This is a genomic window from Paraburkholderia sp. BCC1884 (genome assembly GCF_900996225.1).
Taxonomy (GTDB): Bacteria; Pseudomonadota; Gammaproteobacteria; order Burkholderiales; family Burkholderiaceae; genus Paraburkholderia.
In genome coordinates this window covers 95,593-122,497 of record NZ_CAAJGL010000068.1, presented here as the reverse complement: position 1 = coordinate 122,497, position 26,905 = coordinate 95,593, and the positions used below count along the sequence as shown (strand labels likewise).

24 protein-coding genes and 1 pseudogene are annotated in these 26,905 nt (G+C 61.9%); 20 read left to right on the top strand and 5 right to left on the bottom strand.

Annotated elements, in window-relative coordinates; genetic code table 11:
• Positions 1–22 precede the first annotated feature (22 nt).
• Complete coding sequence (locus FQ705_RS07420; protein ID WP_144138986.1) at positions 23–769, top strand: winged helix-turn-helix domain-containing protein; 747 nt, start codon at positions 23–25, stop codon at positions 767–769.
• 73 nt (positions 770–842) lie between these two features.
• Here FQ705_RS07420 and FQ705_RS07415 read toward each other — a convergent pair whose 3' ends face one another.
• Positions 843–1,601: an SDR family oxidoreductase gene (locus tag FQ705_RS07415; protein WP_144138983.1), complete on the bottom strand. Its 759-nt coding sequence runs from the start codon at positions 1,599–1,601 to the stop codon at positions 843–845.
• Positions 1,602–1,708: 107 nt separating this feature from the next.
• The gene (locus FQ705_RS07410; RefSeq protein WP_144138980.1) at positions 1,709–2,668 is read right to left on the bottom strand and encodes a GlxA family transcriptional regulator; all 960 of its coding nucleotides are present in this window, start codon (positions 2,666–2,668) and stop codon (positions 1,709–1,711) included.
• Positions 2,669–2,909: 241 nt separating this feature from the next.
• Here FQ705_RS07410 and FQ705_RS07405 point away from each other — a divergent pair, with 241 nt between their 5' ends.
• The 7 genes from FQ705_RS07405 to FQ705_RS07375 all read left to right on the top strand — a co-directional run bounded on the left by FQ705_RS07405 (position 2,910) and on the right by FQ705_RS07375 (position 8,846).
• Entirely contained in the window at positions 2,910–3,548 is a 639-nt protein-coding gene (locus FQ705_RS07405; RefSeq protein ID WP_144138977.1) for an HD domain-containing protein, read from the top strand.
• Positions 3,549–3,628: 80 nt separating this feature from the next.
• Positions 3,629–3,922 carry a YlcI/YnfO family protein gene (locus FQ705_RS07400; RefSeq protein WP_144138974.1) on the top strand — a complete coding sequence of 98 codons (294 nt, stop codon included), beginning with the start codon at positions 3,629–3,631 and terminating at the stop codon, positions 3,920–3,922.
• Positions 3,919–4,227, top strand: a complete 309-nt coding sequence (locus tag FQ705_RS07395) for a type II toxin-antitoxin system RelE/ParE family toxin (protein WP_144138971.1) — start codon at positions 3,919–3,921, stop codon at positions 4,225–4,227. Before FQ705_RS07400 ends, FQ705_RS07395 begins: the two co-directional genes overlap by 4 nt.
• Before the next feature lie 21 nt (positions 4,228–4,248).
• The gene (locus FQ705_RS07390) at positions 4,249–5,217 is read left to right on the top strand and encodes a LysR family transcriptional regulator (RefSeq protein WP_144138969.1); all 969 of its coding nucleotides are present in this window, start codon (positions 4,249–4,251) and stop codon (positions 5,215–5,217) included.
• Positions 5,218–5,322: 105 nt separating this feature from the next.
• The gene (locus FQ705_RS07385) at positions 5,323–6,516 is read left to right on the top strand and encodes a CaiB/BaiF CoA transferase family protein (protein WP_144138966.1); all 1,194 of its coding nucleotides are present in this window, start codon (positions 5,323–5,325) and stop codon (positions 6,514–6,516) included.
• Positions 6,513–7,454 (top strand): hydroxymethylglutaryl-CoA lyase, encoded by a 942-nt coding sequence (locus tag FQ705_RS07380; RefSeq protein ID WP_144138963.1) that lies wholly within the window; start codon positions 6,513–6,515, stop codon positions 7,452–7,454. The genes FQ705_RS07385 and FQ705_RS07380 overlap by 4 nt, the downstream gene beginning before the upstream one ends.
• Positions 7,455–7,514: 60 nt before the next feature.
• On the top strand, positions 7,515–8,846 hold the full coding sequence (locus tag FQ705_RS07375) for an MFS transporter (protein ID WP_144138961.1): 1,332 nt from the start codon (positions 7,515–7,517) through the stop codon (positions 8,844–8,846).
• Between the two features lie 12 nt (positions 8,847–8,858).
• On the opposite strand, the pseudogene FQ705_RS07370 reads toward FQ705_RS07375, so the two are convergent.
• A pseudogene (locus tag FQ705_RS07370) lies at positions 8,859–9,155 on the bottom strand (Na+/H+ antiporter); the annotation flags it as partial.
• On the opposite strand from FQ705_RS07370, the gene FQ705_RS07365 reads away from it, so the two are divergent.
• A complete protein-coding gene (locus tag FQ705_RS07365; protein ID WP_260854518.1) occupies positions 9,099–9,734 on the top strand; it encodes a hypothetical protein in 636 nt (211 codons plus the stop codon). The pseudogene FQ705_RS07370 and the gene FQ705_RS07365 sit on opposite strands and share 57 nt — an antisense overlap.
• A 234-nt stretch (positions 9,735–9,968) precedes the next feature.
• On the top strand, positions 9,969–10,538 hold the full coding sequence (locus tag FQ705_RS07360; RefSeq protein ID WP_144138958.1) for a hypothetical protein: 570 nt from the start codon (positions 9,969–9,971) through the stop codon (positions 10,536–10,538).
• A 442-nt stretch (positions 10,539–10,980) separates the two neighbouring features.
• Here the strand turns inward: FQ705_RS07360 and FQ705_RS07355 are convergent, their stop codons facing one another.
• Positions 10,981–11,706 carry a GntR family transcriptional regulator gene (locus FQ705_RS07355; protein WP_144138955.1) on the bottom strand — a complete coding sequence of 242 codons (726 nt, stop codon included), beginning with the start codon at positions 11,704–11,706 and terminating at the stop codon, positions 10,981–10,983.
• A 163-nt stretch (positions 11,707–11,869) separates the two neighbouring features.
• Here FQ705_RS07355 and FQ705_RS07350 point away from each other — a divergent pair, with 163 nt between their 5' ends.
• The 4 genes from FQ705_RS07350 to FQ705_RS07335 all read left to right on the top strand — a co-directional run bounded on the left by FQ705_RS07350 (position 11,870) and on the right by FQ705_RS07335 (position 18,504).
• A complete protein-coding gene (locus FQ705_RS07350) occupies positions 11,870–13,090 on the top strand; it encodes a pyridoxal-phosphate-dependent aminotransferase family protein (protein ID WP_144138953.1) in 1,221 nt (406 codons plus the stop codon).
• A gap of 287 nt (positions 13,091–13,377) precedes the next feature.
• Positions 13,378–14,664, top strand: coding sequence for an MFS transporter (locus FQ705_RS07345; RefSeq protein WP_144138950.1), 1,287 nt, complete (start codon positions 13,378–13,380; stop codon positions 14,662–14,664).
• A 36-nt stretch (positions 14,665–14,700) separates the two neighbouring features.
• The gene (locus tag FQ705_RS07340) at positions 14,701–15,450 is read left to right on the top strand and encodes a 2-keto-4-pentenoate hydratase (protein WP_144138947.1); all 750 of its coding nucleotides are present in this window, start codon (positions 14,701–14,703) and stop codon (positions 15,448–15,450) included.
• Between the two features lie 33 nt (positions 15,451–15,483).
• Positions 15,484–18,504 carry an FAD-binding and (Fe-S)-binding domain-containing protein gene (locus FQ705_RS07335; protein WP_144138944.1) on the top strand — a complete coding sequence of 1,007 codons (3,021 nt, stop codon included), beginning with the start codon at positions 15,484–15,486 and terminating at the stop codon, positions 18,502–18,504.
• Positions 18,505–18,531: 27 nt separating this feature from the next.
• Here FQ705_RS07335 and FQ705_RS07330 read toward each other — a convergent pair whose 3' ends face one another.
• Positions 18,532–19,422 carry a helix-turn-helix domain-containing protein gene (locus FQ705_RS07330; RefSeq protein ID WP_222105634.1) on the bottom strand — a complete coding sequence of 297 codons (891 nt, stop codon included), beginning with the start codon at positions 19,420–19,422 and terminating at the stop codon, positions 18,532–18,534.
• Positions 19,423–19,608: 186 nt separating this feature from the next.
• Between FQ705_RS07330 and FQ705_RS07325 the strand changes: the two genes are divergently transcribed.
• From FQ705_RS07325 to FQ705_RS07300, 6 genes are all read left to right on the top strand, one after another.
• The gene (locus tag FQ705_RS07325; RefSeq protein ID WP_144138937.1) at positions 19,609–20,508 is read left to right on the top strand and encodes a DMT family transporter; all 900 of its coding nucleotides are present in this window, start codon (positions 19,609–19,611) and stop codon (positions 20,506–20,508) included.
• Positions 20,509–20,850: 342 nt separating this feature from the next.
• On the top strand, positions 20,851–21,567 hold the full coding sequence (locus FQ705_RS07320; protein ID WP_144138934.1) for an ABC transporter permease: 717 nt from the start codon (positions 20,851–20,853) through the stop codon (positions 21,565–21,567).
• The gene (locus FQ705_RS07315) at positions 21,564–22,463 is read left to right on the top strand and encodes a glycine betaine ABC transporter substrate-binding protein (RefSeq protein ID WP_144138933.1); all 900 of its coding nucleotides are present in this window, start codon (positions 21,564–21,566) and stop codon (positions 22,461–22,463) included. The genes FQ705_RS07320 and FQ705_RS07315 overlap by 4 nt, the downstream gene beginning before the upstream one ends.
• 16 nt (positions 22,464–22,479) lie before the next feature.
• Complete coding sequence (locus FQ705_RS07310) at positions 22,480–23,133, top strand: ABC transporter permease (protein WP_144138930.1); 654 nt, start codon at positions 22,480–22,482, stop codon at positions 23,131–23,133.
• Positions 23,130–24,350 (top strand): betaine/proline/choline family ABC transporter ATP-binding protein, encoded by a 1,221-nt coding sequence (locus FQ705_RS07305; protein WP_144138927.1) that lies wholly within the window; start codon positions 23,130–23,132, stop codon positions 24,348–24,350. Before FQ705_RS07310 ends, FQ705_RS07305 begins: the two co-directional genes overlap by 4 nt.
• Positions 24,351–24,687: 337 nt before the next feature.
• On the top strand, positions 24,688–26,871 hold the full coding sequence (locus FQ705_RS07300) for a hypothetical protein (protein WP_144138924.1): 2,184 nt from the start codon (positions 24,688–24,690) through the stop codon (positions 26,869–26,871).
• Positions 26,872–26,905: the final 34 nt, after the last annotated feature.

Here is a 26,905-nt window from a genome sequence, read left to right as displayed (position 1 = left end):
ATCGTCTCCGGGGATCAGTTGGATGAGTCAGCATATTCTTTTCGTGGGTGCCGACGCCGGCTTGACTGCCGTGGTGGGCGAATCTTTACGTGGACAGGGCTGCGGCGTGTCGGCACGTCCGCCAGGCGTGGGACTCAAACACGTGGTCGAGGCGGAGCGGCCGGCGCTGATGGTGCTCGACATCTCGGCGCCGCACGGCGACGGGCTGGCGGTGCTCCGTGACTTGCGCATGAGCGGCAACGATGTGCCGGTGATTCTGCTGTCGGCAAGCAGCACGGCGATCGATCGCGTGATCGGCCTCGAGCTCGGCGCCGACGACTTCATGAGCAAGCCCGCCGATCCGGCCGAACTGCTTGCACGCATTCGCGTGCTGCTGCGCCGGCGCGGCGCGCTCGCGCCCGGCGCGCCGGAGACGCGGCCGCCGTATCGCTTTGGCCGTTGCGAGCTGAACTTTTCCGCACGCGAATTGCAACGCGACAACGAGCGCTTCGCGCTGCGTAGTTCCGAGTTCGCCTTGTTGAAAATCTTCGTCAATCACGCAATGACCGTCCTCACGCGCGTGCAACTCAACGAGAAGCTACGGGGCAATAGCGTGGTGCATCAAGGCCGCAGCCTCGATGTGTCGATATGGCGGCTGCGTCGGCTGATCGAGATCGATCCTTCCGAGCCGCGCTATGTGCAGACCGTCTGGGGGCAGGGTTATGTGTTCGTGCCGCACGGTGAGATCGGTGCGGCCGAGCGCGGCATGATGCTCGCGCCCGGCGTTTGATCTGCCTGTTAGCGGCGGATCAACGGCGAATTAACGCAAAGGTGAGACTTTTCGGGAGCGCTGTTGGTGCGCTTCAGGCCGGCTTCGCGATCTCGCGAATGTCGGCTACGGGCGTTTGTCCGAACGCATCGCTTAACGCGTAGTCGAGCATTTGCGTGGCGCACTGCTCCGGCGTGGCAAGCTGGCCGTTGCGCTTGAGCTCTTCGAATCGTTCGCGCATCGGGAACTGTTCGACGGCACTGTCGCGAATCTCCGCCTGCATATTCGTATCGATGACACCCGGCGCCAGACTGCAAATACGCAGCGCGCGGTTCGCGTCGAGTGTGACGGCGCGTGCGTGGTGATCGAGCGCCGCCTTCGTTGCGCAATAGATGCTCCAGCCCGGATACGCGTTGCGGGCCGCGCCGCTGGAAATATGGACGACGCGGCGGTCGGCGGCGTCCACCGCGGCTGCAGCCAGCGCGCTGGCGAGCATCAGCGGCGTGGCGACGTTCAGGCTGACCGCCATGGCGATCGCCGCCGGGTCCTGTCCTTCGATCGGGCCGATCGGCTGCACCATGCCCGCATTGTTGATCAGCAGAACGGTTTGCGCGCCGCTGACGAAGCTGCGCAATGCGTCGGTTGCGATCCATTGCGTGACGCGCGTCGTGTCGGCCAATTCCAGTTCGATTTCCTCGAGCAATGCCGGGAAGCGTTCCGTGAGCGTGGCGTGGCGCGAGCGTGACAGGCCCAGCACCGCGATGCCGCGCGCGAGCAGTTGTTCGGCGAGCGCGGCGCCCAGACCGCGGTTGTGACCGGTGACGATCGCGCGAGTCGGAGAAGAGGGTGTCATGGCATTCCTTGGGATCGTTGGCTGGATGAGGCGGCTATTTTCTCACGCGCATTTCCGGCATGCAGCGGCACGTCTTTCACACGCCGGGTTGCCTCCAGACCGCGTCTCTATGTGGAGCGAAAGCGCTCGCGGTATTGCATTGGTGTCGCGCCGATTCGCCTCGCAAAGACAATGCGCATCCGATCCGCTGTACCGAAGCCGCAGTCGTAAGCGACCGCCTTGAGCGCCGCGTCGCTGCTTTCGAGCAGCTTGCGCGCGGCATCGACACGCGCCCGCTCGACGAATTCATGCGGCGTCACGCCCGTCTCCTGCACGAACACGCGCGCGAAGTTGCGCGCGCTCATACCGGCGACGTCCGCCAGTTGCTTCACCGTGAAGCTCTCGCGAATCCGTTCCATGACGTGTGCCTGCACTTTGGCGACGGGCGAGGTGTCGTCGGCGGGCGCGGTCAGATAAGGGCTGAATTGCGACTGACCGCCTTGCCGCTGTGCGAACACCACCAGGCGTTTGGCGACCGCGAGCGCGATGTGCGGACCGTAATCTTCCGCGACGAGGGCAAGCGACAGATCGATGCCGGCTGTTACGCCGGCGGAGGTCACGAGCGGTCCGTCGCGCAGATAGATGCGGTCGAAATCGACGCGCGCCTGCGGAAATTGCGCGGCCAGTTGCGCCGCGTGTTGCCAGTGCGTCGTCGCGTTGCGTTCGTCGAGCAGCCCCGCGTGGCCGAGTGCGAATGCGCCGGTACAGATCGAGCCGTAACGGGTGCACTGTGTGGCGACGTTCGTCAGCCACTCCAGCAGCGGCGCCTCGGGCGTCGTATCGGGTAGCTCTGGGCCGCCCGCGACCAGCGCCAGATCGAACGGACTGCACGCGGTGTCGAAGGTGGCGTCGGCGATCAGCGCCATGCCGTTGGACGCGCGCAGCGGTGCGGGCAAGGTGCTCAGCAGCTTCACCTCGTAGCGATCTTCGGCCGCGATGAAGCGGTTGGCTTCGGAAAACACGTCGACGGGACCGGCGACGTCGAGTGCCTGCACGCCGGGAAAGATCGCGATCGCGACGGTGGGCATCGGAAAATTTCCTTTGACGATGGACGGACTTTGCAAGCTGCGGCAGTCAACGCGGTGCGTTTGGCAGTGTTCGACGGCCCGCGACGATTGTTCGCGGCCGCGCGTTGGCCAATACTTCACTTCATCGGACGCGTTGCTTGAATCGCTCAAAAAAAGCACCGCGGGCCAGCATACCAAACGCGCTTCCAAGTCACAAAGACCGCGCGTTCCGTCCATTTGAATCCGTTAAGGAGCATCTCACATGACCACGATCGCAGGTATCAAGATTCCAGACAGCATGATGGCGCGTGAAGCCACCCAACTCGTGCGCGACACCGAAACCGAATTGCTGTATCACCATTCGCGGCGGGTTTTCCTGTTCGGCTCGCTGGCCGGCGTGCGCAAAGAGTTGAAGTACGATCCGGAGCTGTTGTACATCGGCGCAATGTTCCATGACATGGGCCTCGTCGCGCCGTATAGCAGCGAGCATGACCGTTTCGAAGTGGACGGTGCAAATGCGGCGCGTCAATTCCTGCGCCGTCACGGCATCGGCGAGGACGACATCGATCAGGTGTGGAATTCGATCGCGTTGCACACCACGCCGGGTATTCCGCAGCATATGAAGCCCGTGGTCGCGCTGGTGACGGCAGGCGTGGAAATGGACGTACTGGGTCTCGAGTACGATCAGTTCAGCGAGCACCATCGGCATGAGGTCATTCATGCGCATCCGCGTGGCGAGCACTTCAAGGAAGGCATTATCGACGCCTTCGCACAGGGGACGATCTACAAGCCCGACACGACGTTCGGCAACGTAAAGGCCGATGTGCTGGCGCTGAAAGACCCGCATTATCATCGCGAGAATTTTTGCACGATGATTCTGGGGTCGGCCTGGAAGGATTGAATCAGCTTCGACGGCGAGGTGGCTGGCCGCGCTCGCTTGCACCGAAAAACCGGATGGCGCGATAATGCATTGCAAATGCGATGCATGAGGTGAATGATGAGAGCGCCAATTTTCCGTCGGTGCGGGTCGAGCCGGAATTGCGAGCCGCGGCTGAAGACGTGCTGCAAGACGGTGAAAGTATTTCGAACTTTGTAGAGCAGGCCATTCGCGACAACATCGCGCGGCGCCTGCAGCACCGTGAATTCGTCGTGCGTGGGCTGGTTTCACATGATGATGCGAAAGAGAGCGGCGACTACGTTTCGGCCGACGACGTGGTGGCCCGACTCGAAGCACGGCTCGGCGAGGCGAAAGCCAAGGCGAAGAAGAAACGATGACGTATCAGGTCCGTTTCACGCGTGCTGCCGCAGCCGACCTTGAACGACTCTACGACGTCATTCTCGAACGTGACGAGACGGATTTCCAGCTTGACGAACGCGCGCTGCAGGCGATCCGCGATGGCATGGCGACCCTGCGCACGTCGCCGTTCACCTGCCGCAAGGTGCAGCGCGATACGCCGTTCTTGCGTGAACTGATCGTGCCGTTCGGCAGGTCGGGATACGTCGCTCTGTTCGACATCGAAGATAGTCAAACTGTCACCGTGCTGGCTGTGCGGCATCAGCTAGAGGATGATTACCACTGATCGAACTCCCGGCGCCCCGCCATGGTAATCAAAAACCTTCTCCGAAGGCTCGACCTCACCACGCTGCAACTCTTCCTCGCCGTCTACGAAGAAGGCACGCTCACGCGTGCCGCCGAGCGTGAGGCGATTGCCGTTTCCGCCGCGAGCAAGCGTCTGCTCGAACTCGAACAGGCGGTGGGCGCTACGCTTTTCCAGCGCAACGCGCGCGGCATGACGCTCACGCCGGCCGGCGAAACGCTGCTGCATCACGCACGCCGCGTGATGCGCGACATCGAAAACATCGGTATCGAATTGGCCGGCCACGCGAGCGGCGTGCGCGGCTATGTGCGGATGATGGCCAATCTGTCCGCGATCGTCGAATTTCTGCCGGAGGATTTGCGCGCGTTCCAGTTGCAGCACGAGCGCGTCAAGCTCGATCTCGAAGAGCGGCCGAGCGGCGGCGTGGTCGAAGGCATCGACGACAGCCTTGCAGACCTTGGCATCTGTTCCGGCGACGCCGACACGCGCGATCTGCACGTCGAACACTACCGGCGCGATTCGCTCGTGCTGGTGATGCGCGACGACCATCCGTTGGCCGCGCGTCAAAGCGTCGCCTTCGTCGAAACGCTGGATGGCGATCACGTCGGCCTGCACGCTGCCAGTTCCATCAATGCCCGCACGCATCTCGCGGCACGGCAGGCCGGCAAGCCGTTAAGGCTGCGCATCCACGTGCCGGGATTCGACGCGGTGTGCCGGATGGTGCAGGCCGGCATGGGCGTCGGCGTATTGCCGCAGAAGGTGTTTCAGCTCATGGGGCGTCCGCTGGGGCTGGTGGGCGCGCCGCTGGAGGACGATTGGTCCGAGCGTAGCCTCGTGCTGGTGGTCCGCGACGTCGACGCGCTCTCGCCCGTGAGCCGGCTGCTGTTCGACCATCTGCGCTCGATCGAAGCTGCGGAAAAGGTAGAAACCGTGCCAGCCACCGAGGTTCCGCCGCCCGTGGCCGAAACCTGAGCGTTCGCCGTTCGCGAACGGTCGTTGGCGAATTGCGGTTGGACGCCGCCGCCGTGCCCCACCTAATCTGTCTTCCAATACGAAACCCGCCTGGGAGACAGCACAATGGGTGGACCCCTTCAGGGTATCCGCGTCATCGAGATCGGAACCCTCATCGCCGCGCCGTTCGCCGCGCGGCTCATGGCCGAGTTCGGCGCCGACGTCGTCAAGATCGAAGCGCCCGAGACCGGCGACCCCCTTCGCAAATGGCGCAAGCTGCATGAAGGCACCTCGCTCTGGTGGTATCTGCAGTCGCGCAACAAGAAGTCGATCTGCGTGAATCTGAAGTCGGCGGATGGCGTCGACGTCGTTAAACGGCTTGCGGCCGACGCCGACGTGGTGATCGAAAACCTCCGTCCCGGCGCGCTGGAAAAGCTTGGTCTCGGCTGGGACGTGCTGCACGCCATCAACCCCAAACTGACCATGGTCCGCATCTCCGGCTACGGCCAGACCGGCCCGTATCGCGACCGGCCGGGCTTCGGCGCGATCGGCGAAGCCATGGGCGGGATTCGCTACACCACTGGCGAAGTGGACGGCGCACCGGCGCGCGTCGGCGTGAGTCTGGGCGATTCGCTCGCGTCGCTGCATGGCGTGATCGGCGCGCTGATGTCCCTGTTGCGCGTGAAGACCGGACAAGGTGAAGGTCAGGTGGTGGACGTCTCGCTGGTCGAAAGCGTGTTCAACCTGATGGAAAGCCTCGTGCCGGAATATGACCTGCTCGGTCATGTGCGCGAGCGCAGCGGCGGCGCGTTGCCGGGCATCGCGCCATCGAATACCTATCGCACGGAAGACGAAGGCTTCGTCGTGATCGCGGGTAACAGCGATCCGATTTTCAAGCGCCTCATGCAGGTGATCGGCCGCCCCGACCTTGCCGACGATCCCGCGTTAGCCCGCAACGACGGCCGCGCGAAGCAGTGCGCGATGCTCGATCAGGCGATCACCGCCTGGACCTCGCACCATTCCACCGACGACGTGCTGACTGCGCTCGAAAGCGCGGAAGTGCCGGCCGGACGTATTTATTCGGTGGCCGACATCGTCGCCGATCCGCACTACCAGGCGCGCGACATGTTGCTGCCGGCGCAATTGCCGGGCGGTGCGTCGGTGAAGATGCCGGGGATCGTACCCAAGCTCTCGGACACACCCGGCGAAGTGCGCTGGCAAGGGCCGACGCTCGGCGAGCACACCGGCAGCGTACTCAGCGAACTCGGATTCACCAGCGAAGACATCGAGCGGCTGCGCCGCGAAGGAGCCGTGCAATGAGCCACCCCCAATACGACAAACTGATCGTGCAGGAAGTCGCGCCGCGCGACGGCTTGCAGATCGAACCTACGTGGGTCGACACAGCCGACAAGATCGCCCTGATCAACGCGCTATCGACTGCGGGCTTCACGCGCATCGAGGCAGGGTCGTTCGTGTCGCCGAAAGCAATTCCGGCGCTGCGTGACGGCGAAGCCGTGTTCCAGCAGATCGAGCGCCAACCGGGTGTGATCTACGTCGCGTTGATTCCGAATCTGAAGGGCGCCGAACGTGCGCTGGCCTCACGCGCGGATGAGTTGAATCTGGTGATGTCCGCGAGTCAGACGCACAACCGCGCGAACATGCGCATGAGTTGCGAGTCGTCGCTGGTGGCGTTCGGCGACATCGTGCGGCACGTGAAGGACTCGGGCGTGTTGCTGAACGCATCGGTAGCGACCACCTTCGGTTGTCCGTTCGAAGGCAAGATCGACGAAGACCGTGTCATCAGTATTGTCGATACGTATCGTGAGATGGGGATCGAGGGCATCACGCTCGCGGACACGACCGGCATGGCGAATCCGCGTCAGGTGACGCGGCTCGTCACGCGCGTGCTCGACAGGCTGCCGGCTACGGCACTCACGCTGCATTTTCACAACACGCGCGGTCTGGGTCTCGCCAACCTGCTGGCCGCCTACGAGGCCGGCGCACGGCGTTTCGATGCGGCCCTGGGCGGCCTGGGCGGTTGCCCGTTCGCGCCCGGCGCGTCCGGCAACATCTGCACGGAAGACCTCGTCAACCTATGCGACGAAATGGGCATCCCGACCGGTATCGATCTGGAAAAACTGCTCGCGTTGTCGCGCGGGTTGCCGGCGTTGCTCGGCCACGACGTACCCGGTCAACTGGCGAAGGCCGGCCGCAACCGTGACCTGCATCCCGTGCCTGACTACGTTCGGCAGATCTGAGCTGCCCCTGATCGATTAAACGACCGGACGGCATCGCCGAATCCGGCATTGGAGACAAACATGAGTGACCTGGGCGCAGTCGCAACCGGCAACCGTGAACACAGCGCGGACGATGCCGCGACCATCATCCGCAAGGTGGCGTGGCGGTTGATGCCTTTGATCATGATCTGCTATCTGTTTGCGTTCTTCGATCGCATCAACATCAGCTTCGCGAAGTTTCAGTTGCAGAGCGATCTCGGTTTGTCCGACACCGCGTATGGCCTGGGCGCAAGCCTGTTCGTGATCGGCTACGTGCTGTTCGAAGTGCCGAGCAATCTGTTTCTGTACAAAGTCGGCGCGCGGCGCTGGATCGCGCGGATCATGATCTCGTGGGGTCTGGCGACGGCGGCGATGGTGTTCGTCAACAACGAATGGCAGTTCTATGGGCTGCGCTTCGTGATCGGCGCGATGGAAGCGGGCTTCGCGCCCGGCGTCCTGTACTACCTCACGTTGTGGTTTCCGCCGAGCTACCGCGGACGTGTCACGTCGATGCTGTTTTTGGCGTCCGCGTTTTCCGGGCTGGTCGGCGCGCCGCTCGCGGGACTCGTGATCGGCCACATGAACGGCGTGCTCGGCATGCCGGGCTGGCACTGGCTGTTTCTGCTCGGCGGCCTGCCGTGCATCGTGCTCGGGGTCATGGTGCTGAAACTGTTAAAAGACCGGATCGAAGACGCGGGTTGGTTGTCGACGGCAGAGAAGTCGTTTCTGACGACGCAGATTGCGCAGCAGAGTCGCCATCCGGACACCGGGCATTCGTTGATGGGCGCAATCAGAACGCCGGGCTTTCTCACGCTCGGGCTGGTTTACTTTCTGATTCAGGTGGCGTCGTACGGGTTGAATTTCTGGGCACCGCATCTGATCCATGTGGCGGGGACGAATAACCCAACCGTAATCGGTTTGTTGACGGCCGTTCCCTATATTGCCGGCGCGATCTGCATGGTAGTGGTGGGGCGTTTGTCCGATGCGAGCGGTGAGCGGCGCAAGTATGTATTCGGCTTGCTGGTGATGTCGGCCATCGGCTTCTTTGCTGCGGGCTTCTTCGATAAACAGACGGCCTTGCTGGTCGTTGCGCTGGCGGTGATGGGCGCAGGGGTGGTCGCGTCGATTCCGGCGTTCTGGGCGCTACCGCCGAAGCTCGTGACGGGCGCGGGGGCGGCCGGTGGGATCGCGTTGATCAACACGCTCGGACAACTCGGCGGCATCGTAAGTCCGATCATGGTGGGACGCGTGCGGGATCTGACCGGCAGCACGACGCCGGCCCTCTATGTGATCGGTGCGATGAGCCTGGTGTGCGCGTTGATCGTGCTGTACGGCCTGCCGGAGTCGCTGCGGCGGATCGATGCAACGCGATAGGCGTGCGCGCGATTATCCCTTGCCATGCTGCGCGGCGATTTCCTGCAAGTCCAGATCGTGTTCCAGCGTGGTCAGAAGTTCGTCGTGAATCAAACCTGATCGGTGCAGATGTAATAGCTCGATGCGTGCGGCCGACACGGCCGCCAGCACCACGTCGTAATGGGCATTGCGAACGTTCGGTGGATAAGCCGCTTCGCTTTGATAGCTCCCGGTCATACGCGCACGGTAGGTGTACTGCTCCAGCAGGCGTGGATGAATCACGCTGCCGTCCGGTCCATGGACGAGTGGCTGGATGGCGGCGAGCTGCGCCTGGCGGGCTACAACCCGACCGGTGATTTTTATTTGACCTATGACCGGCGGCCGCGCATCGATAGCTTCAAGTTCATGGAGTACGCAAGCGCCGCGAACGGTGGGACCCCACGCGTATTTAAGGCGAGGTTTGGCTATTCGCCGGACGGGCAAGCCACGTTGCGTTCCGCCACGGTTGCAAGGAACGGCAGCGTTCTGGACCTGAACGATGGCACCGATATCGCCATCTCCGCCGAAGAAGCCAAGCAGTGGATCGATAACTATAACTACGGCGACTCTTCGGTAGGACCGCCCGCAAACCGCCAAGGCAAAGGTCGATTGCTGGGCGATAACCTACTCGGGACGTCCACTGTTTGTGGCGGGTGCCATTTCTCGGCGGGCTTGATTGATGGTTCGATAAGGGCCATCGCGATGATCTACCGGCTGATGCAGCATCCGGTCGTCAGATCGGAATCGGTCAGGGCGCGAAAAAGGTCGCGGAGAATTGGGATCGTATCAAGGCGATGTGCAAGCCCTCTGCCGAGACCGAGGTTGAGGGGATTCCGCCAGGTCGAGTGGCATCCAAGTACGAGGATATAACTGAGGGGGACAGTGTCACGAACATTGAGACTGACGTGACGAAGGCCGAATTTGAGGCAAACTTGAGAAATGACGGATGGATTGAGTCGCAGAGCAGGACGGAAAAATAGACATGTTTACAAAAGGTGGCAATCGCTACGGGGTCCGGAACGAGTCGAACCAAGGACAGTCGACTGCAGACTACTTCCCTCTAGGCGCGAAGAAAGCAACGGTCAAGATCCGCTTGGGTGGCCAATGAGCAAGATCGACCTGATCCAGAATCGTGAGGTGTTTACGTTGCTGTGGGAGCGGGCGAGCAGCTGCATGGAAAAGGCGATAGCGGGTCCGTCTTCAACGCGGCTTCACTTTGACTCGTCAAATATTGCGACGGAGATTTTTCTCAATCTTATCCGAAGCGTTGCTGCTTTCGAGGGGTCAGGCGAATTCTCGCTGATTGTTCTGGACCCCGATCCGTTCAACTATTTTAATTTTCACTTTGGTAAGTATCCAGGATTCTTCGTTCAGGCATGCCACACCAACGATGATTTTTTCGAAATAATGATGGCAGACCCTGGCGATAGTCCCGCCGATGCGATTGGATTTCATTCGCAGCGGTACGCCGTCTTGCCGAAATCGGGGGACTGGTGCATCTATGCCGACCGAGGATGGAACGGTGGCACCGGCGTTCTGAGCGGCCCGGCGGACGTCATGACGTTTGCTCGCGAGCGCTTTGCGTTCTACGAGAATCCCGGGGTCAAAAAGCATCGCGTTGAAGGATTGCCGGAACCACTTTCTCCAAAAGGCCGGAACTCACAAAACAATTAAATCGTTGCCGAGCGCCGAACTGGCAGGTCGTCATCGCTGCCCCTCACACCCGCCGAAACGGCTAACCGTTTCAGCGAATGCATTGTTCTACGAAGCCGATGCGCCTCGCTGGACGCCTCAGCTTCGCAAGATCAACGATTCGTTATGTCTCGCGATCAGTCACCCCGAAAAAGCGATGGCGGCTGGGTAAATTCACACCCGCTCGCGGGCGAGCTGATCGCGACTGATGAGGAAGTACCGGTGCTCATTCATGCAATCGTTCACGACCGGTCGGAGTGGCTAGTCGTTCCACTCCCCCTGCCCACCCCCGCACCGACCCGCAATCTCCCCATGCGATCAATCACTTGAACGAGCTATGCGCAACTTGTCCACAGCCTTGCGAACAATTTATGTGGACAACTTTCTTGCGCGGCACCAGGCACCCCAATGCGCCAAACCCGCCTCAAGCCTTCAACGGCGAAGCCGACACCTCTTCCCGCAATTGCACCTGCAACACCGCATCCCGCTTATCGAGCAGATGCTGCCGCAAAATCGCACTCAGCCGCTTACCATCGCGGGCCTCGAGCGCCTTCAGCATCTCATCGTGGTCATGAATCGCGCTATCCCACTTCGGGATCTGAAAATTCGAACGAAAGCGCAGCGCCTGCAAGCGTCGATTGACCGCGATATAAGTCTGCCGCAGCGCTGAATTCCGCGCGGCCTCATTGATCTTGTCGTGGATCGCCTGGTTGCGGCTGTAGTACCCGGCCAGATCGTTCTGCGTCCGGCAAGCCAGCATGGCGTAATGCAGCGCCTTGATCTCCGCCAGCTCGGCCGCGGTCATCCGCTCGGCCGCCAGCTCGCCCGAAAAAGCTTCGAGACCGCTCATCAATTCGAAGGTCTCGCGCAACTCCGCCTCCGACATCTTCGATACCGACGCCCCGCGATTCGGCGAAATCTCGATCAACCCTTCGGCGGCCAGCACTTTGAGCGCCTCGCGCAACGGCGTGCGCGAAATGCCGAGCGTTTCGCACAGCTCACGCTCGTTCAGTTTCTTGCCCGGCTCGAGCACCCCTTCGACGATAAAGCGGCGGATGTGCTCCACCACCGTGTCGTGCAAACGCTGCCGCTCAACCTTCGGCATCAGCGGGGAGACAGCCAGACCTGCCTCGAAATCTGAATTTTGCATACAAAAGCCCTCAACATCACGTTAGATCGGATTTTATCGGAAGCTCACCGATTAGTTAATAGCACGGGTAAACACCGGTGAGGAAAAGGCGCTTTTTACCTTGGGATCGTCGTGGATCGTCTGATATAGTTTTTTGAATGCAAAATTCAATCGGAGGAGCCAAATGCTCAAGCTAGACTTTCACCCCGCTGGCCGTCACTTTTTGCAAATTCCAGGTCCGAGCCCGGTGCCCGACCGCATCCTCCGGGCGATGAGCTATCCCACCATCGATCACCGTGGCCCGGAGTTCGGCGAACTCGGCCTGAAAGTGCTCGACGGCATCAAGAAAATCTTCAAGACGCAGCAGCCCGTGGTGATCTACCCGGCGTCCGGCACGGGCGCATGGGAAGCAGCACTGTCGAACACGCTGAGCCCCAACGACCACGTGCTGATGTTCGAAACCGGCCATTTCGCCACGCTGTGGAAAAAGATGGCCGAAAGCCTTGGACTCAAGCCGGAGTTCCTCGGCCTGCCGGGCATCGAAGGTTGGCGCCGCGGGGTTCAGCCGCAAATGATCGAAGAGCGTCTGCGTGCCGACACCCAGCACGCGATCAAGGCCGTGTGCGTCGTGCATAACGAAACGTCGACGGGCGTGACCTCCGATATCGCCGCCGTGCGTCGTGCAATCGACGCCGCCGGGCATCCGGCGCTACTGCTGGTCGACACGATTTCAGGTCTCGCCTGCGCCGACTATCGTCACGACGAGTGGGGCGTCGACGTCACCGTCTCCGGTTCGCAAAAAGGCTTGATGCTGCCGCCGGGCATCAGCTTCAACGCGATCTCGCCGAAAGCCATGGCTGCCGCCAAGCAGGCAAAACTGCCGCGCAGCTTCTGGGACTGGACCGACATCGTCGAGATGAACAAGACCGGCTACTGGCCGTACACGCCGAATACCAACCTGCTGTACGGACTTAACGAAGCGCTGGAAATGATCCTCGGCGAAGGACTCGACAACGTGTTCGCCCGTCACGAGCGTCTCGCCGAAGCCACCCGCCGTGCAGTGCGCGCGTGGGGTCTTGAGATTCAGTGCGCGGATCCGTCGGTGTATAGCCCGGTGCTGACCGGCGTGATGATGCCCGAGGGTGTGGATGCCGATGCCGTGCGCAAGATCATCTACGAACGCTTCGACATGTCGCTCGGCACGGGCCTCGGCAAGATGAAAGGCCGCATGTTCCGCATCGGTCATCTGGGCGACTGTAACGACCTGATGTTGCTGGCCACGCTGGCCGGTTGCGAAATGGGTCTGCGACTCGCGGGTGTAGCCCTTAAGGAAAGTGGTCTGCCTGCCGCTATGGAGTGGTTGAGCCAGCCGAGCAAAGCGTCGGGTCTGAAAGCGGCAGCCTGAACGCGCGCGGCATGGCGTGACGCGGTGGCCGGGGCAAAGCGCCCGGCCACCACGTCGCAGAACATCAGGTGCGGCAACCCACCAGAGCACCACGCAACACAGCAACAAGCCACCCAGAACAGGCATTTCGCATCAAGGGAAGGCGGGGAGCACTTTCCTCAACAAGCCGCGCACAGAAACGCGGCCCGTACAACATGCAATGGTCCTGCGGCGCATGCCGTCGACGGGGCAACGACGCAAGCGTGTCACTTCAGGCGCGCCGTCGACACATGCAATGGAGAGAGGCGATGAAGCGGTTTCGTGTGACCAGTGCGACCAGTATCGTTCTAGTGATGCTCTGCATCATGTACTTCATCACTTACCTCGACCGCGTGAATGTCAGCACGGCGGCTGCGGGCTTCGGCAAGGAATTCCATCTTTCGCATACGCAAGTGGGCCTCGTGTTCTCGGCCTTCGCGTATCCGTACCTGATCTTCCAGATTATTGGCGGCTGGGTGAGCGACCGCTTCGGCGCGAAGCGCACGCTGCTGTTTTGCGGCGCGATCTGGGGCATCGCGACCTTGCTGACCGGCTTAGCTGGCGGCCTGATCTCGCTGCTCGCCGCGCGCGTGTTGCTCGGCTTCGGTGAAGGCGCGACGTTTCCCGCTGCCACTTCGGCGATGGCGCGCTGGGTTGCGAAAGAAAAACGCGGCTTCGCACAGGGCATCACACATGCGGCCTCGCGGATCGGCAATGCGATCGCGCCCGGTTTGATCGTGCTGGTGATGGCCACCTGGGGCTGGCGCGAATCGTTCTATATCTGCGGCATTTTCAGCCTGATATGGGTCGTCGTGTGGGCGGTCACGTTCACTGAACATCCGAAAGACCATACACGCATCACCAGCGAAGAACTCGCCGTGCTGCCCGCGCCGAAGCCGAAAGCCGCACGCGTGCCGTGGGGCAAACTTTTTCGCCGCATGTGGCCCGTGACGATCGTGTACTTCTGCTACGGCTGGACACTTTGGCTGTTCCTGAGCTGGATTCCGCAATACTTCCTGCACAGCTATCACCTGCAACTGCAGAAGTCGGCGATCTTTGCTTCGGTGGTGTTCTTCGCCGGTGTGATCGGCGACACGCTCGGTGGCATCGTGACCGACTGGATCTTCACGCGCACCAGTAGCCTGAAGCGCGCGCGTAGCTGGATGGTGTCGGTCTGCATGTTCTTCTGCATGATCTCGCTGATTCCGCTGATGTTCACGCACGACCTCTATCTGTCGATGGCCTGTCTCGCGTCCGGCTTCTTCTTCGCCGAAATGACGATTGGTCCGATGTGGGCGATCCCGATGGATATCGCGCCGGAATACTCGGGCACTGCGAGCGGCATGATGAACACGGGCTCCGCACTCGCCGCGATCATCTCGCCGGTGGTGGGCGGCTTTCTGATCGACTACTTCGGCAGCTGGGAATTGCCGTTCGCCGGCAGCATGCTGTTGATGGCGATCGGTGTCGTGCTCGCGTTCCGCATGCAGCCGGAAAGCAAGTTCGCGCTAGACGCGGCAGACCCGGCGACGGTCCGCACGAGTCTGGGCGCATAAGCGTCGGGCGCGTTCTCATTCAACGACCTTCAAGACATGACGACATCACTCAGCCGGCAACTCGCCGACGCCCGCCGCGATCACACGACGCTCGACTCGCTGCCGCCAGAAATGATTCCCGCCGATGCCGGCGCGGCGTACGCGATCCAGCACGAAATCCTGGCCGCGAGCGGCGCGCGACCCGGCGGATGGAAGATCGGCGCGAAGTCCGACAGCGGGCCGATCCAGGGCGCGCCTTTGCCCCATGTCGATGTCCACGCGGACGGCGCGCGTCTGCCGCGCAACGTGTTCAAAACGCTTGGGCTCGAACTGGAAGTCGCGTTCCGCTTCAAGCGCGACTTCGAACCGGCTACGACGCCGTACAGCGAATCTGAAGTGCTGGCCGGCATCGGTTCGATCGGCGCGACCATCGAGATCGTATCGAGCCGCTATGCGCAGTGGCCCGCCGTCGACAAACTCGCGCAGCTCGCCGATCTGCAGAACAACGGTGCGTTGGTGGTCGGCGAATTCACTGCGTATCACGAGGAATTTCCGTTCGTGGCGCCGGCGTTGCGTTTCAGTTTCGACGGACAGGACGTGGTCGAAGGGACGCCCGCGAATCCGGCCGGCGATCCCCGTCGCCTGCTGACCTGGCTCGTCAATCATGCCACCTTGCGAGGCATCGCGATTACGCCGGACATGGTCGTGACCACTGGGTCGTATACCGGCATGTTCTTTCCGCAGCGCGCAGGCACGGCAAGCGGCCGCATCGAAGGGCTCGCACCGGTCACGCTGACGCTGTACTAGTTGCATCTCCAGGTTTTGCTATAGGCCGACGAAATGACGAACCCCACCTCCGCTTTACTCGTCAAGCCGATTCATCTCGTTCCGTCCGCCGCCCGTCTGACGAGTCCGCTCGCGCAGCTTCTGCGCAAGTCGTTGCGCGGCGACGTGCTCTTCGATCTCGCCAGCCGTGGCCGTTACGCAACCGACGCGTCGATCTATCAGATCACGCCGATCGGCGTCGTAGTGCCGCGCGACCAGGACGACCTGCGTGTCGCGCTGGAAATTGCTCGCAGCGAGAAAGTACCGCTGCTTGCGCGCGGCGCGGGAACGAGCCAATGCGGGCAGACGGTCGGCGAGGCGCTGGTGATCGACACCAGCAAGTGGCTGAACAATATCGTCGACTTCGATGCCGAAGCGCGCACCGTGACGGTCGAGCCGGGTGTCGTGCTGGATCATCTGAACGCGTGGCTCAAGCCGCACGGTCTCTGGTTTCCGGTGGACGTCTCGACGGCTGCCCAGTGCACGATTGGCGGCATGGCGGGCAACAACTCCTGCGGCTCGCGCTCGATCGAATACGGCAACATGGTGCACAACGTCGAAGCGATCGACGCCATTCTTGCCGATGGCAGCGAAGCCCATTTCGCGTCGCTGCGCGAAGCGCCGCAAGGCGCGCGCTTGCAGCAGATTCTCGCGGGCGTAAAGCAGATCGCCGAGCGTGAACGCGATGAAATCGTGGCGCGCGTGCCGAAGGTCTTGCGTCGAGTGGCCGGCTACAACATCGACGTGTTCGATTGCCAGAACCCGCGCGCCTATACCGACGACGGCGTCGCCAACCTCGCGCATCTGCTGGTTGGCTCGGAAGGCACGCTCGCGTTCAGCCGTCAGTTGACGCTCAAGCTCGTGCCGCTGCCGGTGCATAAAACGCTTGGCGTGGTCAACTTCCCGACCTTCTGGCAGTCGATGGATCTGACGCAGCACATCGTCAAACTGAAGCCCGTCGCGGTGGAACTGGTCGACCGCACGATGATCGATCTGGCGATGAGCAACCCCGCGTTCCGGCCAGTGATCGGCAAGGCATTGGTCGGCGAGCCGCAAGCGATTCTGCTGGTGGAGTTCGCGGGCGAAGATCGTGACGCCCAAATCGCGTCGTTGAAGCAGCTCACCGAGTTGATGGCCGATCTCGGCTTGCCCGATTCCGTTGTCGAAATGCCGGACGCGAACGAGCAGAAAGCGTTGTGGGAGGTCCGCAAAGCCGGACTGAACATCATGATGAGCATGAAGGGCGACGGCAAGCCCGTGTCCTTCATCGAAGATTGCGCGGTGCCGCTCGAACATCTCGCCGAGTACACGAGCCGTCTGACGGAAGTGTTTCATCGGCACGGCACGGAAGGCACCTGGTATGCGCACGCGAGCGTCGGCACGCTGCACGTGCGGCCAATTCTCGATATGCGGCGCGACGGCGCGGTGAAGATGCGCGCCATCGCCGAAGAAGCGGCGGCGTTGGTGCGCGAATACAAGGGCGCTTATTCGGGCGAGCATGGCGACGGTTTGTGCCGCGGCGAATGGGTTGCCTGGCAATACGGTCCGCGGTTGAATCAGGCTTTCAACGAGATCAAGACGCTCTTCGATCCGGACAACCGCTTCAATCCCGACAAGATGGTACGTCCGCCGAAAATGGACGACACGCGCAATTTCCGCTTCGCGCCGGGTTATCAGGCGCAGCGGATCGATACGGCGCTCGACTGGTCGGCGTGGAATGTCGAACGCGATCCGCTGACGGGGCAGGAAACGCCGCCGGGTAGCGGCAACGATCTGGCCGGCGGTCTCGCGAAAGCCGTCGAGATGTGCAACAACAACGGCCATTGCCGTAAGTTCGACGCGGGTACGATGTGTCCGAGCTATCGCGTGACGAAGGACGAACAGCATCTCACGCGCGGTCGGGCGAACACATTGCGTCTGGCTATTTCGGGGCAACTCGGCGAAGCGGGACTCGCGAGCGACGACGTCAAGGACACACTCGACTTGTGTGTGTCGTGCAAGGGTTGCAAGCGCGATTGCCCGACCGGCGTCGATATGGCGAAGTTCAAGATCGAAGCGCGGGCGGCGCGTGTCAAGCGACACGGGTTGCGTTTGCGTGACAGGCTGGTGGCCTTCATGCCGCGATATGCAGCGACCGCGAGTCGCATGCCGGGCGTGATGGCGCTGGCCGACAACGTGCCGTTGCTCTCGACATGGTTCAAGCGCGCGGTGGGCTTCGCACCTGAACGCAGTTTGCCGCGCTTCAGGAAATCGTTTCTGTCGAGCGCCGTGGCGAACCGGGCGGCGCAAGGCGCGGCGCTCAAAGAGGTGATGCTGTTCGTCGATACGTTCAACAACAACATGGAACCGGAGAACGCGCGCGCGGCGCAGCAAGTTCTGGAGGCGGCGGGCTATACGGTGCATTTCAATGCGCGCCAGGGCGAGCGGCCTGTGTGCTGCGGCCGCACGTTCCTTGCGGCAGGCCTGGTCGATGAAGCAAAGCAGGAAGCGCGACGCATGCTCGATCTGTTCAAGCCGTTCGTGGAGCGAGGTGTGCCGATCGTCGGTCTGGAGCCGTCATGCCTGCTGTCGTTGCGCGACGAGTTTCTGTACTACGGTTTCGGCGTCGAAGCGCGACGGCTTTCGCAGCAGGCGTTTCTGTTCGAAGAGTTTCTGGTGCGCGAAGAAACGGCCGGCCGTCTGCAACTCGCGCTGAAACCCTTAGCGAAGCAACAGGCGCTGGTGCATGGCCATTGTCATCAGAAAGCCTTCGACGCGTTCACGCCCGTGCAGACCGTGCTGAAGTGGATTCCCGGGTTGAAGGTGTCGACGGTGGAGTCGTCGTGCTGCGGCATGGCCGGTAGCTTTGGCTACGAGGCGGAGCACTACGCGACTTCGCAGGCGATGGCGGAACTGTCGCTATTGCCCGCAGTGCGCAAGATCGACGACAACACGCTGATGGTCGCCGACGGCACGAGTTGCCGCCATCAGATACACGATGGCGCGGCGGTGGACGCCCTGCATGTGGCGCGTGTGCTGGCGATGGCGCTGCAATGATTCACATCGCGCCGACGGCCAGGCGGATCAGGCGGCGATAGCCTGCCGGTACGCAGTCGGCGCCACGCCTACGCTCTCGCGGAAGCGATGGCTGAAGTGACTGGCGTTCGCATAGCCGCATTGCTCGGCGACCTGGGCGAGCGGCAGCGAGGTTGTGCGCAGCAGTAGCCGCGCACGCTCGAGCCGCCGTTGCGCGATCCACGCAGCCGGCGGCAGTCCGAACGACGTGCGGAACATACGCGCCAGATGAAACTCCGACAGCGCGGCGACGCCGGCCAGTTCGCCGAGCGTGAGCGTCTGCGCGAGATGACTCTCGATGTAGTCGCGCAGTCGCCGCCGCGTTGCGACTGACAAACCGCCTTTGAGCGACGCATTCGCGCGTCGCACGCCTTGCGCTCGCAGCAGCAGACTCAGTACCTCATGTGAAGTCTCGTTGGTGCGCAGCAGACCATCGGGGTCTTGCCAATCTTCATTGACTAGCGATTGGCACAGCGTGGCGATGCGAGGGTCCTCGAAATAAGTACGATCGGCGAGCGTCAGTTCGCGCGGTTCGAGGTCCAGCTCCTGCACGGCGCGCTGCGTGAAATGCTCCGGCAGGAAGTAGAGATGCATGAAGTGCATATGACCGCGCACCCACCAGCGCGATTCGTGGTCGCCGGGCAGCGCACAGAGCCGCGCTGGCGCGCCATAGCGCCCCGGCATTTTTTGACGCTCGGTGCGATAGCCGCCATCCAGATAGCACGACAGCGTGTGATGCCCTGGCTGGTCGTAGACGGTCTCGGCTTCTTCCGTGTCGCGCGTCCAGAGAGCGATGGCGAGCCCGTCGCCGAGCCATGCGAACTGGTCCAGATTCGCGTTGGCGCTGCTCAGCGTGTGGCAGACCGACTGAAGGCCGAAGGGCGTTTCAGTAGGATTCATCGCAGGGATGGGCGGTCTGGCGTTCACGGCAGCGGGCGAGTGCTTTGGAAGAGGGAGTGGGCGCCAGTATACGGTGCGGGCCGTGCCGCGGTCTGGAGCGGCGGAAAAGTGCGCAATTTTGGACAAGTTCATGAGGCGCCGCGGCCGCATAGTCGAGCTTCCGACATTGCTGCTGTAGACCTGACCATGAATCTCGTGCTTTACGCCGTTACCGTATTGATCTGGGGCACCACCTGGATTGCAATCAAATGGCAACTCGGCGTGGTGCCGCCGCCGGTATCGATAGCGTGGCGCTTCGGGATCGCGGCGCTGGTGCTGTTTGCGCTGTTGCGCATCATGCGCCGGCCCATCTGGCCGCCGCGCGCCGCGTGGCGGTTCCTCGTCGCTCAAGGCGTGGCGCTGTTCTGCTGCAACTTCCTGTGTTTCTACTACGCGGAGCAGATCGTGCCGAGCGGCCTCGTTGCGGTGGTGTTCTCCACTGCGCCGCTCCTGAACTCGATCAACGGCCGTCTGTTCATGGGTCGTCCGCTGCAGCCTACGGTGATTGCGGGCGCCTTGCTGGGCCTCGTCGGCATCGTGTGTTTATTCGTGCAGCAGATGTCAGGCCATTTGAGCGACCGAACCGCGTGGCTGGGTCTCGGCACCGCGTTTCTCGGGACGATGTGTTTTTCGGCGGGCAATCTGCTGTCGAGCCGAATGCAATCAATGGGTCTACACCCGTTTGCCACAAACAGTTGGGCGATGCTGATCGGTGCCAGCGTCCTGGCGATAGGCAGCGCGCTCGCCGGCCTATCGTTCGCCGTCGAACCGACCACGCGCTACCTTGGCGCGCTTGCCTATCTGGCGATCTTCGGCTCGGTGATCGGGTTCACGGCTTACCTGATGCTGGTCGGCCGCATGGGCCCGGAGCGCGCGGCCTACTGCACTGTGCTATTCCCGATAGTCGCGCTTGCCGCCTCGACGATCTTCGAGGGCTACCAGTGGTCGGCGCTGTCGGTAGTCGGCTTACTGCTGGTCGTAGCAGGCAACCTGGTGGCATTCGATCTGACACGCAAAGTCTTCATAAGAAGAGCGCGAGCGTCGTAGGAAAGGTGAGCGTTTCCGGGACCCACCAGAAGAACGACCCGGCGGCGCGCCCCGCGCCGCCGGAAAAATGACTGCTCCACCACGACCCCCAGTAAGCGAGGGCGCCCCTCCCTCTGGCACCGCTCTTGCTACTTAGCAAACTGGCAACCACCCAGAGAGCGGAAAAATCCCGACCCCGCCCTCGCCCCAACAGAGAGAAAACCTCTCTAGCCACCTAAAAGATTCAGGCTCGCGGGAGCAAAAAAACCGCGCCTCGAATCCCATTCGCAGCGTCCTCACGACGCCCACGCGCCGCGTCTCTTTCCGCGCGTCGCTCGAACCCGAACCAGGAGGCTGATCTTCATGCTAAAACATCCTGCCAGACTCATCGGCAGTCTAGTAGCCATCGGCGTTGTCATCGCGTTGTTGTGCCGCGCGATCGACCCCAGCGCGCTCCATCAGTACGCGCCCGATCTCGTCTACTACACGAAACGCCATCTGCTGCTCGTCGGCTACTCGATGGCCTTCGCCCTGCTCGTCGGCATCCCCGCCGGCGTTCTGCTGAGCCGCCCATCGTTTGCCCGTCACGCCGAACGCTTCATGCAGATCTTCAACATCGGCAACACGATCCCATCGCTGGCCGTGCTGGCGATCGCGCTCGGCATCTTCGGCATCGGCGACATTCCGGCGCTCATCGCACTGTTTCTCGCGTCCTTGCTGCCGATCACGCGCAACGCGTATGAAGGCATGAAAAACGTCTCGCCCGCGCTGCGCGAAGCGGCGCGCGGCCTCGGCATGACAGGCTGGCAATCGCTGATACGCGTCGAACTGCCCAACGCAATGCCGATCATCATCGGCGGCGTGCGGACGGCGCTCGCCATCAACGTGGGTAGTGCGCCGCTCGCCTACCTGATCGGCGCCGACAGTCTCGGTACGCTGATTTTCCCCGGTATTTATCTGAACAATCAGCAGCAACTCCTGCTTGGCGCCGCCGCGACGGCGATTCTCGCGCTGGTGCTGGACGGCATCGTCTCGGCCGGCAGCCGCTACCTGCTCGCACGACGCGGGGTGACGGCATGACCAGTCTCTTCAAACGCAGCCGACGCTGGCTCGCGACCGCCGTCGTGCTCTTCACGAGCCTGCACGCCAGCGCCGCGACCCTCGTGTTAGGTGGAAAAAATTTCACTGAGCAATACGTTCTTACCGAAATCACCTCGCAATACCTGCGCGCGAAGGGGTACACGATCGACGCGCGCACCGGTCTCGGTAGCACCTTGTTGCGCAGCGCGCAGGAAAACGGCCAGGTGGATATCACCTGGGAATACACCGGCACCGCCGCGATCGTCTACAACAAGATTACCGAGAAGCTCGATCCGAAGACGATGTACGAGCGTGTCAAAGCGCTCGACGCCAAACGTGGCCTCGTCTGGCTCGATGCCTCGCCCTTGAACAACACGTACGCGCTCGGCTTGCCGCAGCAGGAAGCACGGCAAACCGGCATCCGCACGATTTCGCAGCTCGCCGTAAAGATCGCGGCTGAGCCGAACAAGAAGCATGTGTTTGCGATGGACGCGGAATTTGCCAATCGTCCCGACGGGCTGAAGCCCCTCGAAGCCGCCTATGGCATGCACTTCAGCCGCGCGGAAACGCGTCAGATGGACCCGGGCCTCGTCTACACCGCGTTGCATAACAACCAGGTGTCGATTGGTCTGATCTATACGACGGATGGCCGTGTCAAAGGCTTCGATATCGTGCCTCTCGAAGACGACCGCCACTACTTCCCCGCGTACAACGCCACGCCGGTGGTTCGCAAGACTACGCTCGACCAGAACCCGCAACTCGCGAAGCAATTGAATGCGCTGTCCGACTCGCTGAACAACGACGTCATGCTGGAGATGAACAAGCAAGTCGACATCGACGGCAAGTCGGTGCGCGAAGTCGCGGCGGAATTCCTGCGCACGCACAAGCTGCCTTGAGCGGAGACCTATTTCGATGAATGTATTCGACTATCTATCGGCCAATTGGCCGGAATTGCTGCAACTCACCGGCCAGCACGTGTGGTTGGTGGGCATCGCCGTGGGCTGCGCGATCATCGTCGGCGTACCCCTGGGGATCCTGATCAATCGCCATGAGTGGCTCGCGGCGCCGCTGTTGAGCGTTGCGACCGTGGTGCTGACGCTGCCGTCGATCGCCTTGTTCGGTCTGATGATTCCCGTGTTCTCGCGCTTCGGCCAGGGCATCGGCGCGGTGCCGGCGATTACTGCCGTATTCCTGTATTCGCTTCTGCCGATCATGCGCAACACCTATCTTGCGTTGCGCAATGTCGATCCGGGTATCAAGGAAGCCGGCATCGGCATCGGCATGACGGATTGGCAACGGTTGCGCCTCGTCGATTTACCGCTTGCCGTGCCGGTGATTCTGGGTGGCGTACGTACGGCCGTGGTGATGAACATCGGCGTGATGACGATCGCCGCGGTGATCGGCGCGGGCGGCCTCGGCACGCTGATCATCCGCGCGATCGGCCAAAGCAACATGATGAAACTGTTGGTGGGCGCGGTACTCGTGAGCTTGCTCGCGATCGTCGCCGACTTGCTGCTTCAAGCGCTGCAACGCTTGCTGACACCGAAGGGAGTGCAAAAGACATGATCGAACTCGACAAACTGACCAAAACGTTTACGCAGAAGGACGGCCAACAGGTGCGCGCGGTGGACTCGGTGAGCCTGACCGTCGGCGAAGGCGAAATCTGCGTGTTTCTCGGCCCGTCGGGATGCGGCAAAACCACCACGCTGAAGATGATCAACCGACTGATCACGCCGACCTCGGGCCGCGTGTTGATCAACGGCGAGGACACCTCGGGCCTGAACGAAGTCGAGTTGCGCCGTCACATCGGCTATGTGATTCAGCAGATCGGCTTGTTTCCGAACATGACGATCGAGGAGAACATCACGGTCGTGCCGCGTCTGCTTGGCTGGGACAAGAAGCGTTGCCGTGAACGCGCCACGGAGTTGATGTCGATGGTGGCGCTCGATCCGAAGCAATACCTGAAGCGTTATCCGCGCGAATTGTCGGGTGGGCAGCAGCAGCGTATCGGTGTGATTCGCGCACTGGCCGCCGATCCGCCAGTGCTGCTGATGGACGAACCGTTCGGCGCCGTGGACCCGATCAATCGCGAGTCGATCCAGAACGAGTTCTTCCAGATGCAGCGTCAGTTGAACAAGACCGTGATCATGGTGAGCCACGATATCGACGAGGCGATCAAGCTCGGGGACCGTGTCGCGGTGTTCCGTCGCGGTCAACTGGTGCAGTACGATCATCCGGATACGCTGCTGGCGCACCCGCACGATGATTTCGTCGGCGCGTTCGTCGGTCAGGACAGCACGCTGAAGCGTCTGCTGCTGGTGAAGGCGGGTGACGCGGCGACGCAACCCGAGACCGCCCGCGCCGATATGCCGGTGGCGCGCGCCTTCCAGATCATGGACGAGAGCGACAACCGGTATTTGACGATCGTCGACGATGCCCAGCAGGCGCTCGGTTACGTGACGCGCCGCGCGGCACGTTCGGGCCAGGGCGTGTGCGGCGACCACCTCACGCCGTTCAAGGCAACGGTCAGTGCCGACGAGCATCTGCGCATCGTGTTGTCGAAGATGTATCAGTTCAATTCGTCATGGATGCCGGTACTGGACAGCGACGGCCGATATATCGGAGAGGTCACGCAGGACTCCATTGCGGACTATCTGAGTTCGGGCCGCTCGCGTCGACAAACGGGGCAACCCGCAATTGTTTCGCCAGCCGTGGCAGCAGGGGAGGCGGCGGCGGCGCAAGCGATCCAGGCCGCCCAGGCCGACTCGTCACGCGGAGCCTGAAAAGGCGCATGAAAGTCATGTAGTCAGTGAAAACATCGTCGTTCGTTTTCGCGCTCGGGCGGCTTGGCAGGTTGCCGTATCGAGCGCGGCTGCGTGGGTCGAATCGAGCAAGGGGCACGGTGGCGTCGGCCATGCGCTGCGGTGCTTATCGTATTCGACTCACCAGCAAACAACGCTAATAGAGTGCATGCATTTATGCACTTCGAATTGATTAAATGCCTAATAATTAAAAGCACTTTTTTTATCAATATATTTACGCTTTTTCTATGCGAGGATAAAACGCCAATATTGGCGTATGCGCGATGGCCCATCCCGCAACCCGCAAGGAAATACCGCCGTGAATCTCTTATCCCGCTTGGGCTTGGCCGTTGTCTTGGTCCAAGGTCTTTTTCCACCTGGCGCGTCGGCGCAATCGCAGCTCAGCTACACCACGTCATGGATCGGAAATAGCTTCGGATTTGGCGACGGTAAATGGATGCAGCAGGACATTCAGGCAATCAGTGTCGGTGCCGACGGTACCGTTTACACGAACGCACCTTGGGACGAAAGCGGCAGTGAGATCGCCGCTTACCGCGCCGGAGACAAGCTCGCCGTGGCGGGTTCGACGCACGGCTGGGGTGCCGCCGGCGGCGACGCCGTCGCGGTGAACCATACCTATCTGTACGCTGCGATGTCGATCGGCAACCAGAACAACGGTCTGGTCGGCGCAGATTATCCACCGGCCAACCTCACCTGGTACGGCATCACGCGCCGCACATTAGCGAATCTGGCGAGCGGTGCGCCGTTCAGCGGCGGCATCGGCAACAGCGCGAACGCGACGAAGAACAGCTTCCTGCCGCTGGAAACGATCACGACCGGCATCGACGCGAGCATCCGCGGGATGGCCGCCACCGACACCGAACTCTATGTGGCCGACACTTACGCCAACCGGATCGTCGTATTCGATGCCGTCACGATGCAACGCTTGCGCTCGTGGAGCGCGAACTCGCCGTCGCGTATCGCCATCGATACCGACTCGACGCTGTGGGTCATAGCCGGATTTTCATCCGGAAACCTAAGTATCCAGCATTACACTGCCGACGGAACACTGCTCGCGAGCAATGTGACCTTACCCACCGGTGCCGTGCCGGTCGACATCGCGATCACGCCATCGGGGCAAGTTCTTGTCGCGGACAACGGACCGTCGCAGCAAATCCTCGTGTTCAGCAAAGACGCTAATGGTCAGTTGCAAGCCGCCGCGCCTTACGGCACGCGCAATGGCCTCTTTCACACGGTGCGCGGCGTGCCGGGCAACCGGCGCTTCAATGGCATGACGGGGATTGGGCTCGATCCGGCGGGCAATCTGTATGTCGCGCAAAACGGCGAGGGTCCCCGGCCGACGGGATCGGCATCGGTCGGGCAAGGCGCGGTGCTCGAAAGCTATGGGTATCGCTCATACGTTTTTAACTGGCGGCTGTACGGGCTGACCTTCCTCGACAGCGCCGCGTTCGATCCCGCCACGCCGAACTCGGTCTATACAGGTTCGAAGCGTTTTACACTCGACTACAGCCAGCCTGTCGGCCACGAATGGTCGTATGCGGCCTTCACGCTCGATCGTTTCAATTTTCCGGACGACCCGACGTTCCACCAGCCACGCGGCGTGCGCGGTGAGCCGATGGTCCGGCGTATCAATGGCCAACCGTTTCTCTACACGCTCGATCCGGGCGCGCATTACCTGAACGTCTATCGCTTCGACGCGCTACAGGGTGAGATCGCGATTCCCTCCGGCTTGCTCGCGCAAAATCCGTTGCCGGGGACGTGGCCCGCGGCACAGCCAACCTATGGCGAATGGTTGTGGCGCGATAGCAATGGCAATGGCATGGTCGACGCCAGCGAGATCAGCAGCAATCCGTCGACGGGCAGCACGGTCGGCAACGGCTTCTGGTGGGTCGACGAGCCGGGCAACGTGTGGCTTGCCACGCCCTTGAGCGGCATCCGCGAGATGCCGCTGCAGGGTATCGATCCCGTCGGCAATCCGATTTACACGTATGCCAGCGCGAAGATGTTCGCGATGCCGCAGCCGTTCACGCGGCTCGCGCGGCTCGTGTATGTCGCGGCAACCGACACGATGTATCTCTCCGGCTTTACAGCCGCGATTCCGTGGGATGCAACGCATTGGAAAGAGGCCGGTCCGGTGCTCGCGCGCTATGACAACTGGAGTTCCGGCACGCCGGCACAACAGTACGCGATATCGCTGCCCTGGAACACGCAAAGCAATCCGCAAGTCACCACGGTGGGCGTCGCGGTGGCGGGCAACTATGTCTTCGTCGCCGAGCTATACACCCAGAAGGTCGATGTCTACGACGCGCGCACTGGCCAGGCAGTCGGTTATATGACGCCCGGCGCGAGCGTCGGCAACACGAGCGGCTGGGTGGACGTGTACCTCGGTATCAGCGCGGTTCAGCGCGACAACGGCGAGTATGTGGTCCTCGTGGAAGACGACGCGCGCGCCAAGATCCTGATGTATCGATGGACACCTTAAGCTGGATCGCACTCGCTCCGATCACGAATAGACG

What these genes read in the sequence shown, in the direction of transcription:
- FQ705_RS07420 (WP_144138986.1), top strand. Translation starts at nt 23, where the DNA reads ATGAGTCAGCATATTCTTTTCGTGGGTGCCGACGCCGGCTTGACTGCC.
- FQ705_RS07415 (WP_144138983.1), bottom strand. Translation starts at nt 1,601, where the DNA reads ATGACACCCTCTTCTCCGACTCGCGCGATCGTCACCGGTCACAACCGC.
- FQ705_RS07410 (WP_144138980.1), bottom strand. Translation starts at nt 2,668, where the DNA reads ATGCCCACCGTCGCGATCGCGATCTTTCCCGGCGTGCAGGCACTCGAC.
- FQ705_RS07405 (WP_144138977.1), top strand. Translation starts at nt 2,910, where the DNA reads ATGACCACGATCGCAGGTATCAAGATTCCAGACAGCATGATGGCGCGT.
- FQ705_RS07400 (WP_144138974.1), top strand. Translation starts at nt 3,629, where the DNA reads ATGCATGAGGTGAATGATGAGAGCGCCAATTTTCCGTCGGTGCGGGTC.
- FQ705_RS07395 (WP_144138971.1), top strand. Translation starts at nt 3,919, where the DNA reads ATGACGTATCAGGTCCGTTTCACGCGTGCTGCCGCAGCCGACCTTGAA.
- FQ705_RS07390 (WP_144138969.1), top strand. Translation starts at nt 4,249, where the DNA reads ATGGTAATCAAAAACCTTCTCCGAAGGCTCGACCTCACCACGCTGCAA.
- FQ705_RS07385 (WP_144138966.1), top strand. Translation starts at nt 5,323, where the DNA reads ATGGGTGGACCCCTTCAGGGTATCCGCGTCATCGAGATCGGAACCCTC.
- FQ705_RS07380 (WP_144138963.1), top strand. Translation starts at nt 6,513, where the DNA reads ATGAGCCACCCCCAATACGACAAACTGATCGTGCAGGAAGTCGCGCCG.
- FQ705_RS07375 (WP_144138961.1), top strand. Translation starts at nt 7,515, where the DNA reads ATGAGTGACCTGGGCGCAGTCGCAACCGGCAACCGTGAACACAGCGCG.
- FQ705_RS07365 (WP_260854518.1), top strand. Translation starts at nt 9,099, where the DNA reads ATGAATCACGCTGCCGTCCGGTCCATGGACGAGTGGCTGGATGGCGGC.
- FQ705_RS07360 (WP_144138958.1), top strand. Translation starts at nt 9,969, where the DNA reads ATGAGCAAGATCGACCTGATCCAGAATCGTGAGGTGTTTACGTTGCTG.
- FQ705_RS07355 (WP_144138955.1), bottom strand. Translation starts at nt 11,706, where the DNA reads ATGCAAAATTCAGATTTCGAGGCAGGTCTGGCTGTCTCCCCGCTGATG.
- FQ705_RS07350 (WP_144138953.1), top strand. Translation starts at nt 11,870, where the DNA reads ATGCTCAAGCTAGACTTTCACCCCGCTGGCCGTCACTTTTTGCAAATT.
- FQ705_RS07345 (WP_144138950.1), top strand. Translation starts at nt 13,378, where the DNA reads ATGAAGCGGTTTCGTGTGACCAGTGCGACCAGTATCGTTCTAGTGATG.
- FQ705_RS07340 (WP_144138947.1), top strand. Translation starts at nt 14,701, where the DNA reads ATGACGACATCACTCAGCCGGCAACTCGCCGACGCCCGCCGCGATCAC.
- FQ705_RS07335 (WP_144138944.1), top strand. Translation starts at nt 15,484, where the DNA reads ATGACGAACCCCACCTCCGCTTTACTCGTCAAGCCGATTCATCTCGTT.
- FQ705_RS07330 (WP_222105634.1), bottom strand. Translation starts at nt 19,422, where the DNA reads ATGAATCCTACTGAAACGCCCTTCGGCCTTCAGTCGGTCTGCCACACG.
- FQ705_RS07325 (WP_144138937.1), top strand. Translation starts at nt 19,609, where the DNA reads ATGAATCTCGTGCTTTACGCCGTTACCGTATTGATCTGGGGCACCACC.
- FQ705_RS07320 (WP_144138934.1), top strand. Translation starts at nt 20,851, where the DNA reads ATGCTAAAACATCCTGCCAGACTCATCGGCAGTCTAGTAGCCATCGGC.
- FQ705_RS07315 (WP_144138933.1), top strand. Translation starts at nt 21,564, where the DNA reads ATGACCAGTCTCTTCAAACGCAGCCGACGCTGGCTCGCGACCGCCGTC.
- FQ705_RS07310 (WP_144138930.1), top strand. Translation starts at nt 22,480, where the DNA reads ATGAATGTATTCGACTATCTATCGGCCAATTGGCCGGAATTGCTGCAA.
- FQ705_RS07305 (WP_144138927.1), top strand. Translation starts at nt 23,130, where the DNA reads ATGATCGAACTCGACAAACTGACCAAAACGTTTACGCAGAAGGACGGC.